General features: G+C 57.7%; 12 protein-coding genes. All 12 read right to left on the bottom strand.

All coding sequences use genetic code 11. The annotated features are described in order from the left end of the window. Positions 1 to 508: 508 nt before the first annotated feature. The 12 genes from cysQ to NKH37_RS23310 all read right to left on the bottom strand — a co-directional run bounded on the left by cysQ (position 509) and on the right by NKH37_RS23310 (position 14,822). On the bottom strand, positions 509 to 1,297 hold the full coding sequence (cysQ, locus tag NKH37_RS23365; protein ID WP_353041512.1) for a 3'(2'),5'-bisphosphate nucleotidase CysQ: 789 nt from the start codon (positions 1,295 to 1,297) through the stop codon (positions 509 to 511). Positions 1,298 to 1,307: 10 nt separating this feature from the next. Further along, on the bottom strand, positions 1,308 to 3,245 hold the full coding sequence (cysN, locus tag NKH37_RS23360) for a sulfate adenylyltransferase subunit CysN (protein WP_353041500.1): 1,938 nt from the start codon (positions 3,243 to 3,245) through the stop codon (positions 1,308 to 1,310). Between the two features lie 2 nt (positions 3,246 to 3,247). Further along, positions 3,248 to 4,153, bottom strand: coding sequence for a sulfate adenylyltransferase subunit CysD (cysD, locus tag NKH37_RS23355; protein ID WP_353041498.1), 906 nt, complete (start codon positions 4,151 to 4,153; stop codon positions 3,248 to 3,250). 271 nt (positions 4,154 to 4,424) lie between these two features. Continuing rightward, positions 4,425 to 5,741 (bottom strand): O-antigen ligase family protein, encoded by a 1,317-nt coding sequence (locus NKH37_RS23350; protein WP_353041496.1) that lies wholly within the window; start codon positions 5,739 to 5,741, stop codon positions 4,425 to 4,427. Further along, entirely contained in the window at positions 5,738 to 6,997 is a 1,260-nt protein-coding gene (locus tag NKH37_RS23345) for a tetratricopeptide repeat protein (RefSeq protein WP_353041494.1), read from the bottom strand. The genes NKH37_RS23350 and NKH37_RS23345 overlap by 4 nt, the downstream gene beginning before the upstream one ends. Continuing rightward, positions 6,885 to 9,263 carry a GumC family protein gene (locus NKH37_RS23340; protein WP_353041492.1) on the bottom strand — a complete coding sequence of 793 codons (2,379 nt, stop codon included), beginning with the start codon at positions 9,261 to 9,263 and terminating at the stop codon, positions 6,885 to 6,887. Before NKH37_RS23340 ends, NKH37_RS23345 begins: the two co-directional genes overlap by 113 nt. A gap of 54 nt (positions 9,264 to 9,317) precedes the next feature. Then, positions 9,318 to 10,106: a polysaccharide biosynthesis/export family protein gene (locus NKH37_RS23335; protein ID WP_353041490.1), complete on the bottom strand. Its 789-nt coding sequence runs from the start codon at positions 10,104 to 10,106 to the stop codon at positions 9,318 to 9,320. Then, positions 10,106 to 10,915: a tyrosine-protein phosphatase gene (locus tag NKH37_RS23330; protein WP_353041488.1), complete on the bottom strand. Its 810-nt coding sequence runs from the start codon at positions 10,913 to 10,915 to the stop codon at positions 10,106 to 10,108. Before NKH37_RS23330 ends, NKH37_RS23335 begins: the two co-directional genes overlap by 1 nt. A 490-nt stretch (positions 10,916 to 11,405) precedes the next feature. Continuing rightward, on the bottom strand, positions 11,406 to 11,891 hold the full coding sequence (locus tag NKH37_RS23325; RefSeq protein WP_353041487.1) for a hypothetical protein: 486 nt from the start codon (positions 11,889 to 11,891) through the stop codon (positions 11,406 to 11,408). 289 nt (positions 11,892 to 12,180) lie between these two features. Beyond that, positions 12,181 to 12,654: a hypothetical protein gene (locus NKH37_RS23320; RefSeq protein WP_353041485.1), complete on the bottom strand. Its 474-nt coding sequence runs from the start codon at positions 12,652 to 12,654 to the stop codon at positions 12,181 to 12,183. A gap of 21 nt (positions 12,655 to 12,675) precedes the next feature. After that, entirely contained in the window at positions 12,676 to 13,851 is a 1,176-nt protein-coding gene (locus NKH37_RS23315; protein WP_353041483.1) for a glycosyltransferase, read from the bottom strand. Then, a complete protein-coding gene (locus NKH37_RS23310) occupies positions 13,848 to 14,822 on the bottom strand; it encodes an NAD-dependent epimerase/dehydratase family protein (RefSeq protein WP_353041482.1) in 975 nt (324 codons plus the stop codon). The genes NKH37_RS23315 and NKH37_RS23310 overlap by 4 nt, the downstream gene beginning before the upstream one ends. Positions 14,823 to 14,826 lie beyond the last annotated feature (4 nt).

The following is a 14,826-nucleotide window of genomic DNA, read 5'->3' as shown; positions in this document are numbered from 1 at the left end:
GAATCGGTGATTGCAACGTCACCACCGTGCCATGGCCGCTCGCCCTTCAGAGCAAGCGCCGTTCTCTCTCCAAAACTTTTTGCAGAACCTTCAGGACACTATCCTTCCGCCGACCAGCGCCGCCGCGGACGCTGCGGGCTTGCCTCCAGCCGGTTCGGGACCGCCTCAAGGACATGGAAACTTCTATCATCAGGCTTAGGCGCAGACATAGAAATTGACACTGTAAGCTCCTCGGCTTCTTCAGTGTCACTATCTCTCGCTCATCACCTCAAGCCGCGCCAGATGGGGTCAGCTTGGCGCTTACGGTATACAGCAATTTGGATACACCGTGTGAAGGCCCCGCAGCATCGACCGCACACGAAGCGAATCGGCCACGCCGACCCAACTGTCGGCTGGATGGGGATCGTACCGCTGTGTTTACAGATCTCGAGCAGTATCTGAGGTCGCTTGCATAAGTCACTTGCAACACGCGCACTTTCGTACGGGTCTGGAACTGCGCAATCATCGCCTAGCCAGATCTAGCAGCCTTGCCGCTTGCGATAAAATGCGGATTGGCGAAATCCTCGTCATCGCTCTGGTTGCGCTTGCCGTAGGCGAGTGGCTGGCCGTCCAGCGTGCGCGTCATGCCGCCGGCAGCGCGTAGCACCGCATCACCCGCGGCAGTGTCCCATTCCATAGTGCGGCCGAAGCGTGGGTATACGTCTGCCTCGGCGCCGGCGACGAGACAGAATTTCAGCGATGACCCGACCGAGACGATCTCGGCAGCGCCCAGCGCGCGGATATAAGCGTCGGTTTCCGGCGTGTTGTGGGAGCGGCTGGCAACGACGGTCAGCGGCACCATACCGGCCCTTGCCGAAATCGGCTGGCGATCGACGATCTCATAGTCGTCATTGATCTCGATCGTTTCCGCTTTGCCCGGCCGGCCGGAAAAGAAGCGGCCGGTGCAAGGCGCGAAGACGACCCCGATCTCCGGCACGCCATGGCGAACCAGCGCGATGTTGACAGTGAAATCGGTCCTGCGGTTGACGAACTCCTTGGTGCCGTCGAGAGGATCGATCAGGAAGAAGGCGTCGCCGAGATCCGGTGCCATGATGCCGGCCGAAGCTTCTTCCTCGGCCACGCACGGAATCTCGGGAAATGCGGCGCGCAGCCCGGCAAGAATAATCTTCTCGCTCTCGCGATCTGCCTCGGTCACCGGCGAACTATCCGACTTGCTGTCGACCGCACAGCCGGCACGAAAGACGCGCATCACCTCGCGCCCTGCCGCCAAGGCAAGGTGCTCGAAGACGGCAAGCATCGCTTCGTCGTCAGATACCGCCGCCGCTATCATATTGGTCTTCGGCAATGTCACGCTCGATCAGCCAGTGTTCCAGGGCCTCTACCATCTCCTCGGCCGATTTGCCGAGTGTCTTGAGATGGATTTCCGGTTTTTCCGGCGCCTCATACGGCGAATCGACGCCGGTGAAATTCTTGATTTCGCCGTTCAACGCCCGCGCATAAAGGCCCTTCGGATCGCGCCTGGCGCATTCTTCGAAGGGTGTGTCGACAAACACCTCGACGAATTCGCCGTCGGCCATCAATTCGCGCGCCATGCGCCGCTCTGCGCTGAACGGCGAAATGAACGACACGATGACGATCAGCCCGGCGTCGGCCATCAGGCGCGCGACTTCGGCGACGCGGCGAATGTTTTCGACACGGTCGGCGTCGGTGAAGCCGAGATCCCGGTTGAGCCCGTGCCGGACATTGTCGCCGTCCAGAATGTAGGTATGGCGCCCCGTGGCGAAGAGCTTCTTTTCGAACAGATTGGCGATGGTCGACTTGCCTGACCCCGAAAGCCCGGTGAACCAGAACACCGCCGGCCGCTGGTTCTTCATATCGGCGCGGGCGCGTTTGCCGACATCGAGCGACTGCCAGTGGATGTTTTCGGCGCGCCGCAGCGAATGCAGGATCATGCCGGCGCCGACCGTGGCATTGGTGATGCGGTCGATCAGGATGAAGGCGCCGGTGGTGCGGTTCTCGGCAAACGGATCGAAGGCGATCGGCGACCGCGTCGAGATGTTGCAGATGCCGACTTCATTCATTTCAAGCGACTTGGCCGCTTCATGGGCAAAGTCGTTGACGTTGACCCGGTACTTCAGGTCGGTCACGGTGGCGCTGGTCTGGTCTGTCTCGGTGCGCAGGATGTAGGAACGGCCGGGCAGCAGCGCATGCTCGTCGAACCAGACAATGTTGGCGGCGAACTGGTCGGCGACCTGCGGCCGCGCTGCCGGCGACACCAGCATATTGCCGCGCGAGACCTCGACCTCGTCGTCGAGGACAAGGGTGATGGCCTGGCCGGCCACTGCTTGGCTCAGGTCGCCGCCATGCGAGACGATGCGCCGGACATGGGAGGACTTGCCGGATTTGGCGACGACCACCTCATCGCCCGGCGCAACCGAGCCGGAGGCGATCGTGCCGGCGAAACCGCGGAAATCGAGATTGGGACGGTTCACATATTGGACCGGGAACCGGAACGGCAATTCGACCGCAGCCTCGTCGACCGACACGGTTTCCAGATGTTCGATCAGCGTCGGCCCGGAAAACCAGTCTGTCCTATCGGAACGGCCGGTTACGTTGTCGCCGTAGCGGGCCGACATCGGAATGGGCATGATCGTTTGGAAGCCGAGCTCGCGTGAGAACTGCCCGTAATCCGCGACGATCCGTGTAAAAACCGCCTCGTCGAAACCGACAAGGTCGATCTTGTTGACGGCGAGCACGATGTGGCGAATGCCCAAAAGCGAGGCAATGATCGAATGCCGCCTTGTCTGGCGCAGTACGCCCTGACGAGCATCGATCAGCACGATGGCGAGATCGGCGGCCGATGCACCTGTCGCCATGTTGCGAGTATACTGTTCGTGGCCGGGCGTGTCGGCGACGATGAACTTGCGCTTCGGCGTGGCGAAGAAGCGATAAGCGACGTCGATGGTAATGCCTTGCTCGCGCTCGGCCTCGAGGCCGTCGACCAGCAGCGCGAAGTCGACGTCGTCGCCGGTTGTGCCGTGCTTGCGCGAATCGCGCTCGAGCGCCGCCAGCTGGTCCTCGAAAATCTGCTTGGTATCGGAAAGCAGACGCCCGATCAGCGTCGACTTGCCGTCGTCGACCGAGCCGCAGGTCAGGAAGCGCAGCAGCGACTTTCGTTCCTGCGCCGCCAGATAGTCGCGGACGCCGTCGGTCGCGGCGAGGCTTTTGGCCATGATGTGGCGCATGCTCAGAAATACCCCTCGCGCTTCTTCTTTTCCATCGAGCCGGCTTCATCACGGTCGATCAGGCGACCTTGCCGCTCGGAAGTGCGCGCCGTGAGCATTTCGCCGACTATAGCCTCCAGAGTGTCGGCTTCCGAGTCGATCGCGCCGGTCAGCGGATAGCAGCCGAGCGTGCGGAACCGCACCATCCGGTTCTCCACCGTCTCGCCGGGCCGCAATTGCATGCGCTCGTCATCCCTCAGGATGAGCATGCCGTCACGCTCGACGACCGGCCGCTCCTTGGCCAAATACAGCGGCACGATCGGGATGTCTTCCTGGAGAATGTACTGCCAGATGTCGAGTTCGGTCCAGTTCGACAGCGGAAACACCCGGATCGATTCACCGGCAGCGATGCGGGTGTTGAAAATCTTCCACATCTCCGGCCGCTGGTTCTTCGGATCCCAGACGTGCAGGGCGTTGCGGAACGAGAAGATGCGTTCCTTGGCCCGCGACTTCTCCTCGTCGCGGCGGGCGCCGCCGAAGGCTGCATCGAACCCGTATTTGTCGAGTGCCTGGCGCAGCGCCACTGTCTTCATCACATGCGTGTGGGTGTTGGAGCCGTGGTCGAACGGATTGATGTTGTCGCGCACGCCGTCTTCATTGACATGGACCAGGAGGTCGAAGCCGAGCTTTTGCTGCATCTGGTCGCGAAAGGCGATCATTTCGCGGAATTTCCAGGTCGTGTCGACATGGAGAAAGGGAAAGGGCGGCTTGGCCGGATAAAACGCCTTCATCGCCAGATGCATGAGCACGGACGAATCCTTGCCGACCGAATAGAGCATCACCGGCTTGGCGAAAGCCGCGGCCACCTCGCGAAAAATATGGATGGATTCAGCCTCAAGCCGCTGAAGGTGCGTAAGCGCGATGTTCATGGACTGTGAGCGTTCCTTCGTGCCATCCACAGAAGGGCCTGTCTCATCAACGGGCGCGCTCTTCAGCCGCCCGGTTCAAGTTGCACTTCTGGACAATCTATTCTCGTGCGGGCGTTCTAGCAGATCGTTCCTGCCCAGAACAATGCAAGACAAGCCTGCGGTCGAATGGTTCGGGAATGATTTTTCCATACAGCCGGCAAAATCGGGAAATTTCTGCTCAGCGACCAATTGGGCTTAGGGGGCGCCGGAAAATATTGCCTAGCTTGGATAGCTAGGACGAAGTTCCGACGGGAACAAATAGCTTGTCACCGTTGTGCTCGATCTCGATCACCTCACTCTTGCGGGTCAAGCGTTCCGCAAATCCTTTGTGGAAGATGATGGCGTTCATATAGGCAAAGGTCATCGCCAGCGCACCGGTTCGCAACGGATAGTCAACCAGCGAATGAATGAGAAGGAAAGACACCGAGAGGAATGCCGCCTTTTGAAGTGGGTCACGGCGAACCCTAGCCAGTGCAGCCAAAAGCAGTACGAAATAGCCTACCATAAGTAGGATAGCAGGAATTCCACCTTCGAAGGCAATTTCAAGGTATTCATTGTGAGCATGATTCACATACTCCCTGAAAATCATGCTTGCTCTTTCGTATATCTGATAAGCTTTCTGGAAATTGCCGAATCCAATACCTGTTGCCCAATTGTCTTTGATGCCCTCGATTGTGGTTCGCGCAAATTCTCCTCGCCCGAACGTGGGATCAAGCACCTGTGCATCGAGCTTGGTCCAAGCGCTTATCGTGTAAATCGAAAGCCCGATAAAAATCACAAGAACGCTGAACCCACTCACCCTGGAACGGGCTGAGAGAAAGATCACGGACAATACAGTGATCGCCAACCCAATCAGAACACCGGCTCGGGAACCGGCGGCCAAAAGAAGCAGCAAGAGCGCGATCAGGCCAAAGGATCCCGACAAAAGATGTCCGCGGAACAGGCCGTAATATACGACGAAGGGGATCGACACAAAAAGCAACGCCGAAAAATGATTCACATTGGCAAAGAGCCCGGCATTGATCGTAAAAGGCAACAGTCCCACAATAGCGATGTCGTCAGAGAGTGAATATTGAATTGCCCCTGCCAAACCGTTGCAGATAACACCCATGAAGAAAAACGGAAGGAGCGCGCTGACCTGCTCGGTACGCAAACGCAATACGGCCAAAAAAAACGCTGCAGCGGCCAGAAGATAAAGCAGGCATTCGACCGTGCGGCCGACCCCAACGCTGATGAAGCGAAATCGGCTTTCTCCAACCCAGGGATATCCGAGCAACAGCTCCGGCCGCAACCCGTTGAATATGGCCGCCGGCAATGGGATGATTTGCAAAGCGGTCAACGCGATGGCGAAGACCAGCAGCCACAGAACAGGCCGGGGAATCCTCTGGTCGGGGGTTTGCGAGAACACGGCCGCCGCCGAGACTATTGCCGCGACCTCGATCAGAGTGTCTGTGTAAAGGCCGCTCGCAGTACCGCCGCCGATCAGCAGCGATACGATCAAGACGATGCCGAGGAGATATTTATCCCATTCCGACGGCCGGCTGTTCAAGATGGAAGTCTCTCGATGCTCAATTTGTGCATTACCAAGGTGCCGACATACCGAAATCGCCAGCTCTCGGCAATGGCGGCGGTCTTCAGCGTCAACACTTGCATGGGACAGTCAGTCGGCCCAACTGAAAAATCCTGATTCAGAATTTGTCGGTTGAATGTCCCCTCCGGAATGTTGAACCGTGCGATCTCACCGGCCGGCCCCAGGCATCTGATTGACCAGAACAACTCCTTTGGAAGCTTCAGGTTGCGGGCAGAGGCGATGAGCGAAATCCTGTAGGAACCTGGGGGCAGCGCAACATACTGCTGAAGGGCTGTGTTCTTGACGGGTGTGTTCAAGAACCGGACCGTGGCGCCACTTTCGCCCTCCGCCGCATCCTGGGATGTAACAAAGGTAACTTCCAAGCCCGATTGATCGCGGACCTGCCAATCGAATGGTTTGCCGCCCGAGACCGGCTCAAACGTGCCGTTGAAAATATATCCCACTAACTTACGCTCTTGCTCGGACAGGCTGAAAAGAAACAGCCGATAGGCCGGTCCATAGTCCTGTTGGCGAAAATAGCCGTTGATGACGGCGGTCAGTTCGCCCGAATTCGGTGGCGCGTTTGATCCGGTCAAGTCGAGCAGCAGCCGATTTGCGAAATCGAGACCCTCCGGGGTTTTGCTAAGAGCATAGATCAGACTGGCTCTCCAGGGCGCCTCCCCCCTGATGGCAGTCAGCACGGCTTGGTACCCGCTAGGATTCGAGAGAATTGTCGGTAGGCCATCCGCGATCGTCGGAAATTGGTCTGGCCACCGCCGGAGCAATATGTCGATCTCGCCGACGGCCTTCGACAAATCACCGGTCTCGGTCGCGTGGCCAATTGACCTCTGGAGTGCATGGATTTCTGTCTTGGATAATCCCAGCGCCTGATCGAAAAGCTTGTTGGCTTCCTCTTTCTCGCCTTGCCGGTATTTGATCTCACCGATCAAGCTGTAGAGACGTGCGTCGGCCAGGTTGAAACGAAGCGCATCCTCGGCCTTGGTAAGTAGGGCCTCTAGGTCCGGAGCGTCATTCGAGTCGTTCAGATCGCTAGTGATCTCGCCTATCAACGCATTGACGTTCAGGGGATCCAGCGCAAGAGAAACGGCTGGTGTGTCCGTTTCAAGAAACCGACTTAGCCCGATCGACGAAGCCGCCAACACTAGAACGGATGCGACGAACCAAACGCTTGAACGCCGGAGATTTTGCATAAGCGGGCTGGTCTGCTCCATCATCCACTTTGCCCTCAATCTTCGCTGTATCCGCGCCATAGCTATAATATTGGTAGTTCATGTACTTATACGCGTAGTTATAGTCGAACTTGTTTACCGCGAATTTTGACATCGCGGCTCCAACAACATTGGCACCAGCGGCTCGCATACGCTTCAAGGCCGTCTTCGCAGACTTGCGTGTCACCTGATTGGTGGAGATGACCATCAATGTACCCTCGGCAAGCCGACTGAGGATGGGCGCGTCCGAGAGGCCGACGATCGGCGGCGCGTCGATGATTACAACATCGAACCGCTTCCCGAGATTGGTAATGATCAGAGCCATCTTTGGCGACGAGAGCAAATCCGCGGGATTTGGAGGAATCGTCCCAGAAGTCAAAACGGTGACGTTTGGATACTTCGTTGCCCTGAAAATGGTTGCCAGATCCTCTTTGCGGACAGTGTTCGTCAGCAAATTGCTCAGGCCGATTGTGTTGTCGAGACCAAACAGGCGATGAAGATTCGGTTTCCGAAGGTCCCCGTCGACAATGAGAACCCTTGCACCGAGTGCTGCAAAATCCTGCCCGAGCTTGAACGACGTGGTCGACTTGCCTTCCGAGGGCTCTGAACTCGTGACAACCAGCGATCGTGGCGCGCCTTCCGCGCCGGAGAATTGCAACGATGTCCTAAGCGAACGATAGGCCTCGGACAGCCCGGATTTCTGATCGGCGATAGCGGCCACGAGCTCCCGGTCATCGACAAGCGGCAAGATGCCGAGCATTGCCAGTCCCAGCTCTTTTTCAACCTGCTCGGGATTGGTAAAGGTGTTGTTCAACAGCTCGATGACATAGATGATCGACGCGCTCAGAGCCAGGAAAAGCGCCAGCGCGATCGCGACGTTGATGCTCACGCGCGGCGAATATGGGCTATTCGGCTGGGTGGCAAAGTCCACGATTGCGGCGGTTTGCGTCTTGAGTTCGGAGCTGACACCGACCTCGTTCAGCTTGGTGATGAGGCTGTCGTATTGCGACCGGTTTGAATCTACTTCGCGCTTAAGGATCGTATATTTGATGTTCTTATCGTTGAAGACAACCTGCTGCTTTTCCATTTCGGCAAGTTTGGCCTTCAGATCGGCCTCCTTGTTCTGTGCCTCCTGATATTTCAGGCGCAGCGAATCCGTTATGGCCAGGACGCCATTATCATAGAGTCGCTGCAACTCCTTGATCTGCGACTGGAGCTGCTGCATTTCCGGAAAACCAGGCTTTAAGATCCCCAGTTTCTGCTGATATTGACTGGTTAGATCCGCCAGTTTGTCGTTGAGCGCTTGCAGACCTTTGCTTTCTAAGACCGGGCTGAGGCTTGATCCGCGGCCTTTGTCGATCTGGTCCACAACCCGCCCTGCATCGAGACGGTCCTGGATCGCAGTCGCTAGAGCGGTGTTCAGCGCTTCGATATTCGAGCCTATCAGCGATTTATCGTCGCCGGTTATCGTGATGCCCGCATCCTTCGCATAAGCGACCAGATCCTCTTCGGATTTCTGCAGCTTCTGCTTCACCTGCAGAACCTGTTCCTGGATGAACTGTCGGGCCAGGTCGGATGTTTCGCTGGTCTGGTCGAGGCGCTGGTCAATAAAGCTTTGCGCGACCTGATTGGCAACATCACTTGCATATTTCGGCTTCTGATCGACAAACGTGATCGATAGCAGGCTCGTGTTGGGAACGACGTTGACGGTGAGATCTCTTAGAATGCGCCCAATCGCAATTGCCTCGCGTTGCTCCGGAGTTTTCTCCTCCACGGAGGGCGATTTGGAAATGCCGAACGCGCGGTAGAAAATATTGCCGAGGGAAAAGTCCGCCGTGGGAAACAGGAAGTCGGGCTTTTCGCTCAGACCCAGTTGAAACACCACACGCTGGGCCAATGCGCGGCTTTTCAGCTTTTCCCGGGCCGTTTGAAAGGCCCGCAAGTCGCTGTTTTCAGAGACCACCTCGATGTCCTGGAAGACCTTGGCCGAAGGAACCAGTACTTCCAATTGCGTTGTGGCCTGATATTTTGGCGTCTGCATCATGGTAACAATAACGCCTGCGACAAGTCCAGCTGCCGCCATCATGACGATTAGCCAGCGGTACTGGACAGCATAAAAGAGCAGCTTTAGCGGACTGAAGCCTTCGTCCTGTTCGGAGTAGTCGCGGCCATAAGGGCTATAGTTTTGCGCACCGTCATAGTAGAGGTCTGCCGACAAGGCCTGGCCGTGTCCTGGTCCTGCAATTTGATGCTGTCTGTTACGATCGAGCATGGCGCGATGTAATCCTAGGTTTGTCTGTATTCCGAAATTCAGACCGGCCTCAATTTATAGTCCCGGGATCACTGCAATTCGGGCTGCACTTGACGCAATACCGAGAGCGTCCTTGAGGTTGCCCATCGCGATTTTCGACTTCGAAGCGAAGACGACAATCTTATCGCCACCATAAATGCGTGGATTGCGGCTCTTGCCACCACGAATCTGCTCCATATTGTAATTAGCAACCAATGTGTTTGGACCGATATTGCGATAGACAAAGACCTTTTTTGCATCTCCAATCGTATTGAACCCTCCAGCGAGGGCAATCGCGTCGATGAGAGAAGAATTGCTCGACACCGGATAGATGCCAGCCTTATTGACTTCGCCATCGACGGTTATGCGCTGTCCGATCGACTCCTTGACGAAAATCGTCACGTCGGGTGACTGCAGGTATTTGGCGCCGTAGGCGGTTTCGACTTCCTGCTCTAACTGACGCACCGTTTTCCCGGCGGCGGTGATGGTCCCGATAAGCGGAAGCGAAATCTGTCCGCTGGAGTCGACTTGAACCGTTCTGTTCAAATTGTCTACCTGGAAAACATTCACTTCGAGCACATCGTTCGGAGACAAAGGCTGCTCGCTGCCGTTCTGGGTGTTTTGCGGCGCAGGCAGATCCTTTACCACCTGCAGAGCACCACCGCCCGCAAGTGGCGTCGAAGATGACGTCAATTGCAACGCATCGACCGAACTCGAAGAAGTGGGTGTCGTCGACGAGGTGCTCGTGCATGCCGACATTGCAAGCGAAGCTAACAAGGCGAGTGCTGCGCCTATGTTGCTTTTTGCGAAATGAGCAATCACCATCACGCTATTCCGCCTTTGAACAAGCGGCTCAATCCTCCAAAGCGCCCGGCGTTGCCGGCGTTTGTTTTATTCGGGCGTGCTTTTCCGACCGCCTCGATGGGCCGGTTCGCCAATATTTCGCCTGGACGTTTCAACACCATGTTGCGGGCCTCGTCTTCCCCACATCGCTTGGCAGCAGCAGCAACCGCCTTAGAGAGTCCAGGACGGCGACGCGTGGCGCTATGAGTATCCGATGCGATGATATCCACCCTGCCCTCGTCAATCAGCTTTTCCGAATAATAAAGCGCCGTGCGTCCAAAAGCACCAATAATCGAGTCTGCGGTAAGCTGGATAAGGCAACCGACTGCATTCAACCTCTCGATAACCTCGTAATTCGTTTTGATCCAGGTCAAACGCTCTGGATGAGTAAGAATCGGAATGAAACCGGCGTTTATGAGGCGTAGGGCAAGATCCTCCATTCGTGGAGGTAAGACATGATGCGGCGGTTCGAACAGAAAATAGCGGGACCTGTTCAGGGTCGGTACGCTGCCCGCCGCCAATTGGTCCGGAAGATCCGGCGCTATATGAACATCGGCGCCGACGTAGAGAGCAAGTGGTATGGCGGCGCTACGCAGCGCCTGGTGCAACTCTTGGACCGCTCGGACAATATTCGATGTTCCGTTCTCGTAAACACCCGGTGTCACGTGTGGCGTGCACGCCATGTGGGTCGTTCCGTCGGCCACCGCCAGTCGAGCCATTTCCAGCGATTCGGCAAGACTGGGCGAGCCGTCATCGAGGCCGGGCAAGATATGGGAATGTAGATCGATCATGGGCGTTTGTGACTGCAGCGAAGCAACGTGGCGACGTCATCCCCAAACAATATTAATGCGTCACCCGCAAGACAGCGAATGACGCATTTGTCAAGCTCATGCGATACGATGGACGCCAGGTCCCGGCTACTGGCGGACAGAGTCGTCGACATCACCTAGGCCGATGACCAGCGCCGCACTCGCGGCAAACGCTGCGCCTAATGTTTCGAGCGCTACACACATGCCGCCTTCCGCAGGATTGATCTTGACTGTCGCGCTTGCCGGACGTCGTATCCGAAAGTTGCACCAACACACGCCGCAGCAAAAGATTGCGATTCGACTATTTTGCCTGGATATTCCGGCACTTCACCCTTCATCCGGCATGTTCGCCAGACTCAGAACGATACCCGGTCACGACACCAGCATGAACGCCAAGGCCATTCCATCTAACAGCAGGCACGCAGCACAAGCGCCATGCGCCTCTGCTGCCGTTGCCCTATTTACGGTCAACTTAGTCGCTAACGGCGTGGCCGTTGTCGTTGTCCTGCGTTGCCGCCAGAATACCGGCGCCGCCGGCCAACCCGAGGAAGATCCACAACGGCTTGTTGTTGGTAATGCCCCCGGAATTGCCAGTTTGGGCGGTGTGCTCAGAACCGAGGACATTGAGGCAGATCTTATTCTCGACACGCGAGATATCGAGCGTCGAATTCGCCGGGATGCTCACATTGCAGCCACCGACCTGAACCGAAGCCGAGCCCTTGGCGCCGACCACCACTCGGCTGCCGAAATCAAGCGCACCGCCCGCTTGCGCCGGGCCATAGCCAGCCACCTGCGAGATCATTACGTCGCCTTTAACGTTGCCGAGCGATCCAATCGGATTTACGCCCGTATAGGCAGTTGCGCAGGTGCACGACCCATCCTGCGCGAAAGACGACACCGGGGCGAAGCCGGCCAACACAACAACTCCGGCCAACGCACTTTTCACAACTAGGTTCATCCGCATCAATCCTTCTGTCCCACGTTACCTGAGGCCCACCCAACCGCCAGCATACTCGTCAGCGCGTAACAGCTTTCTACGCCAATTCCAACCTATTTCGCATATGCGAGATGATTTTTGGTTTCGGTGTGGTTGATAGAACACACCACCAGAATATGTTAATACTCATCTTTAGAGCCGGCCAATGGCAGGCTACCGGTGGGCAGATCAGCTGTTCCTTGTGGCCGCTGTCGCTACGGTCGCTCAGCGCATTTATGCAAAACCTTGCAATCGACGTTCGAGGCAAGAACTACGAGCCTGGCGGGCAAGACTTGTAGGTCGAGCCAGCCTGCGCCGGCTGCCCGCACAGGATACCGGCCTCGACGAGCTTGGCAGCGAGATCACTGCCATCGGAGGTGAGGCATTGCACCACGAGGGCGTCACGAAATCTTGGCGCAACGTTGCCATCGCAAGGGGTCCCGGTGCCGACCGGCTTGCATGTCAAGGCGAGTCCTTGATAGTCGCGGCGCACGGCCTCGGTGACCATTTTGTGCATTGTCTGCGGCTTGGTAAGTGCGACGCCGCACAGCACGATCTTGCGCCCGGCGACCCGCAGATCGTCGATGGATTGGACGGCAAGCTTGCCATCGAACGATGTGAGGGCTGCAACCGGCTTCGGCGTCGGCGCGCGAATATTCGTTCCCTTATTGATGACGATGAAAAGAAAGCCGCCCGCAAACGCCAGCGCTATGAACGCGAGCACTGCTATCATCCTGATCGACAAGTCCCTACTCCCACTCAAACATCAACGCGCGGCGGTCTTGGTCTTTTCAAACAAGGCAAGGAGTGCTGCCGCATAATCCCGCCGCCGAGCCCGCTGCCTGCCTTGCAGCACAGTGACACTGTCGCGGAGAACGGTTGGGTGCCGCCCGATTTCAAGGAGACGCTGCGCCAGGATTTCAGCGTTGTCGGGCGGGAAGAAGAGCGCGTCGGGAGCCTGCTCGCGATGCAGCCGAATGTCGGACAGCAACATGGGCGCGCCCAGCGATTTCGCCTCTTCTACCGTCGTCGACCAGCCCTCGAACTGGGAAGGGTTCAACAGACAGTCCGTCGCACCGATCAGGGCAACGACATCTTCGTAGGGGATCAATCCGAGGTGTCGAAAGTGGCCCTCGAGCCGATGTGCCTGCGCAACGTCCATCAGACGCTTGAACAACATCGGATCGCGGGGATCCGTGGTGCGCCCGGTGAGGATTATCGGCGGCAAGGTGCCCAATCCTCCGAGCCGGTCTATATGCCTCAGCGCTTCGACGACCAATCCATGATTCTTGTGTATCCAAAACTGGTTGGGCAGGAAAAAGAAGCGCTCGGGCAGACCGTGAGCCCGGCGTGCGGCTTCAGTGCGCGCCATGACGGCGCCTGGATCGAGATCGACGGCGAAGCGCGCCACGCCAGTCTTGCCACGCGAGGCCGGGTAGAATGTTCCGCAATCGGCGAGTGCATCCTCGCTCGAGAGCATTATCGTGCGATTGCCGGACGTCTGCAGACGGAAGCCGAGATCTCTGCGCCACCACGCGCGGCGTGGAAACAGATGCGGCAGGCGACGGTGCTGAAAGTCAGGTATCCAGGAAATGACGGGCAGCGGAAACCGATTGCCGAACCACTGAGCGACCTCAAAGACAATGTCGATGTCTTGTGCAACGACAACATCCGCGAATGCGCGATCACTTCCCCCAGCAAGTGCGATCAGCCCTCGCTTGCCGAGCCCGGCGCCTATCACCCGCTCATCAACGATAGCAGGCGCAGCCAACATATGATCGAAGGACGCGCCAACAGTTGTATGCTGGTCAGGTGTGAGAAATAGCTTCGCCTGAACCTTACCGCCCAACTCGGAGGCGATAACGCTCAGCATATTGCGCAAATAGGATTCGCCGCCGGACCACGTCCCGCGGCCAATGAGCGTGAAGCCGACGGTGATCAAGGCGCGACGCGTCGCAAATCGCCGACCGTGTCGCGAAGAATCTCGGCGCGGTACCAATCGACGTATCCCGCAATGCCGTTGCTGAGCGGCACCTGCAATCGAAGCCCCTCCGGGACACCGGACGGATCGGAGATCAGGTTGACTGGGTCGCCCCGCCGGGATTCTCCTGAAAACGAGAGGCGATATCTCCCGCCCCACGCTTCCAAAACCATGCCGGCAATCGTCCTGACGGACGCGGCGGCGCCGGCACCGCCATTATAGACCGCGAAATGCGCTGCATCGGCAGGCAACACGCGGTGGATCAATCGCACGACATCCGAGACATGGTGCCAATCGCGCATTTCCGCTCCGGTGCCACCAAGCACAATGTCGGTCTCGCCTGCCGCGAGCCTGCCGCAGAGGTCCCAGAGAAGTTGCTTGCGCAGCCCCTCGCCGTAGACGGAGAAAAGCCGGGCTACCGAGACCGGCTGCCCGTATGCCGCGCAATATGACCGGCCCAACTCCTCCACCATCCGCTTGTGATACCCGTAAGGGGAATATGGATCGAGCGCTGCATCGACACCTATCGGGCCGAAATAGCCACCGCCATAGACGGCGGCGGACGATGTCAGAACGACGGAGGCATCGGGTGCGTGATGGCGCAGGAAATCAAGGACACAAGCTGTGGAAACGACGCTTTGTTCAAAGTCCTTCAGCGGCTCGGCGATTGACTGGCCGACCGTCGCACCGCCCGCAAGATGGTATACCGCCGCCGGACGACCATATGCGGCCAGAGCAGCGCCCATCGTTTCCGCGGTCACGCCACCGGAAAAAAAAGCGCGGCCAGTTGCGATGGCGAACCCAGGCGCTTCGCTTCGGCCGAAGCCGAGGACAAGCTGGCCTTGCTGGGCAAGAAATCGCGACAAATGCAGGCCGATAAAACCGCCGGCGCCAGTCACCCAGACAGGCTTAGACTCGTTCAACTTCGCCATCAAA

This window comes from Mesorhizobium sp. M1217, assembly GCF_040318275.1.
Classification (GTDB): Bacteria; Pseudomonadota; Alphaproteobacteria; order Rhizobiales; family Rhizobiaceae; genus Mesorhizobium.
Note: the sequence above shows the minus strand (reverse complement) of the source record. Positions and strands in the feature narration are given on the sequence as shown.

Excerpts from the sequence above, each read along its gene's own strand:
- NKH37_RS23325 (WP_353041487.1), bottom strand. The coding sequence starts at position 11,891 with ATGAACCTAGTTGTGAAAAGTGCGTTGGCCGGAGTTGTTGTGTTGGCC.
- cysN (WP_353041500.1), bottom strand. The coding sequence starts at position 3,245 with ATGCGCCACATCATGGCCAAAAGCCTCGCCGCGACCGACGGCGTCCGC.
- NKH37_RS23310 (WP_353041482.1), bottom strand. The coding sequence starts at position 14,822 with ATGGCGAAGTTGAACGAGTCTAAGCCTGTCTGGGTGACTGGCGCCGGC.
- NKH37_RS23330 (WP_353041488.1), bottom strand. The coding sequence starts at position 10,915 with ATGATCGATCTACATTCCCATATCTTGCCCGGCCTCGATGACGGCTCG.
- cysD (WP_353041498.1), bottom strand. The coding sequence starts at position 4,153 with ATGAACATCGCGCTTACGCACCTTCAGCGGCTTGAGGCTGAATCCATC.
- NKH37_RS23345 (WP_353041494.1), bottom strand. The coding sequence starts at position 6,997 with ATGATGGAGCAGACCAGCCCGCTTATGCAAAATCTCCGGCGTTCAAGC.
- cysQ (WP_353041512.1), bottom strand. The coding sequence starts at position 1,297 with ATGCTTGCCGTCTTCGAGCACCTTGCCTTGGCGGCAGGGCGCGAGGTG.
- NKH37_RS23335 (WP_353041490.1), bottom strand. The coding sequence starts at position 10,106 with ATGGTGATTGCTCATTTCGCAAAAAGCAACATAGGCGCAGCACTCGCC.
- NKH37_RS23340 (WP_353041492.1), bottom strand. The coding sequence starts at position 9,263 with ATGCTCGATCGTAACAGACAGCATCAAATTGCAGGACCAGGACACGGC.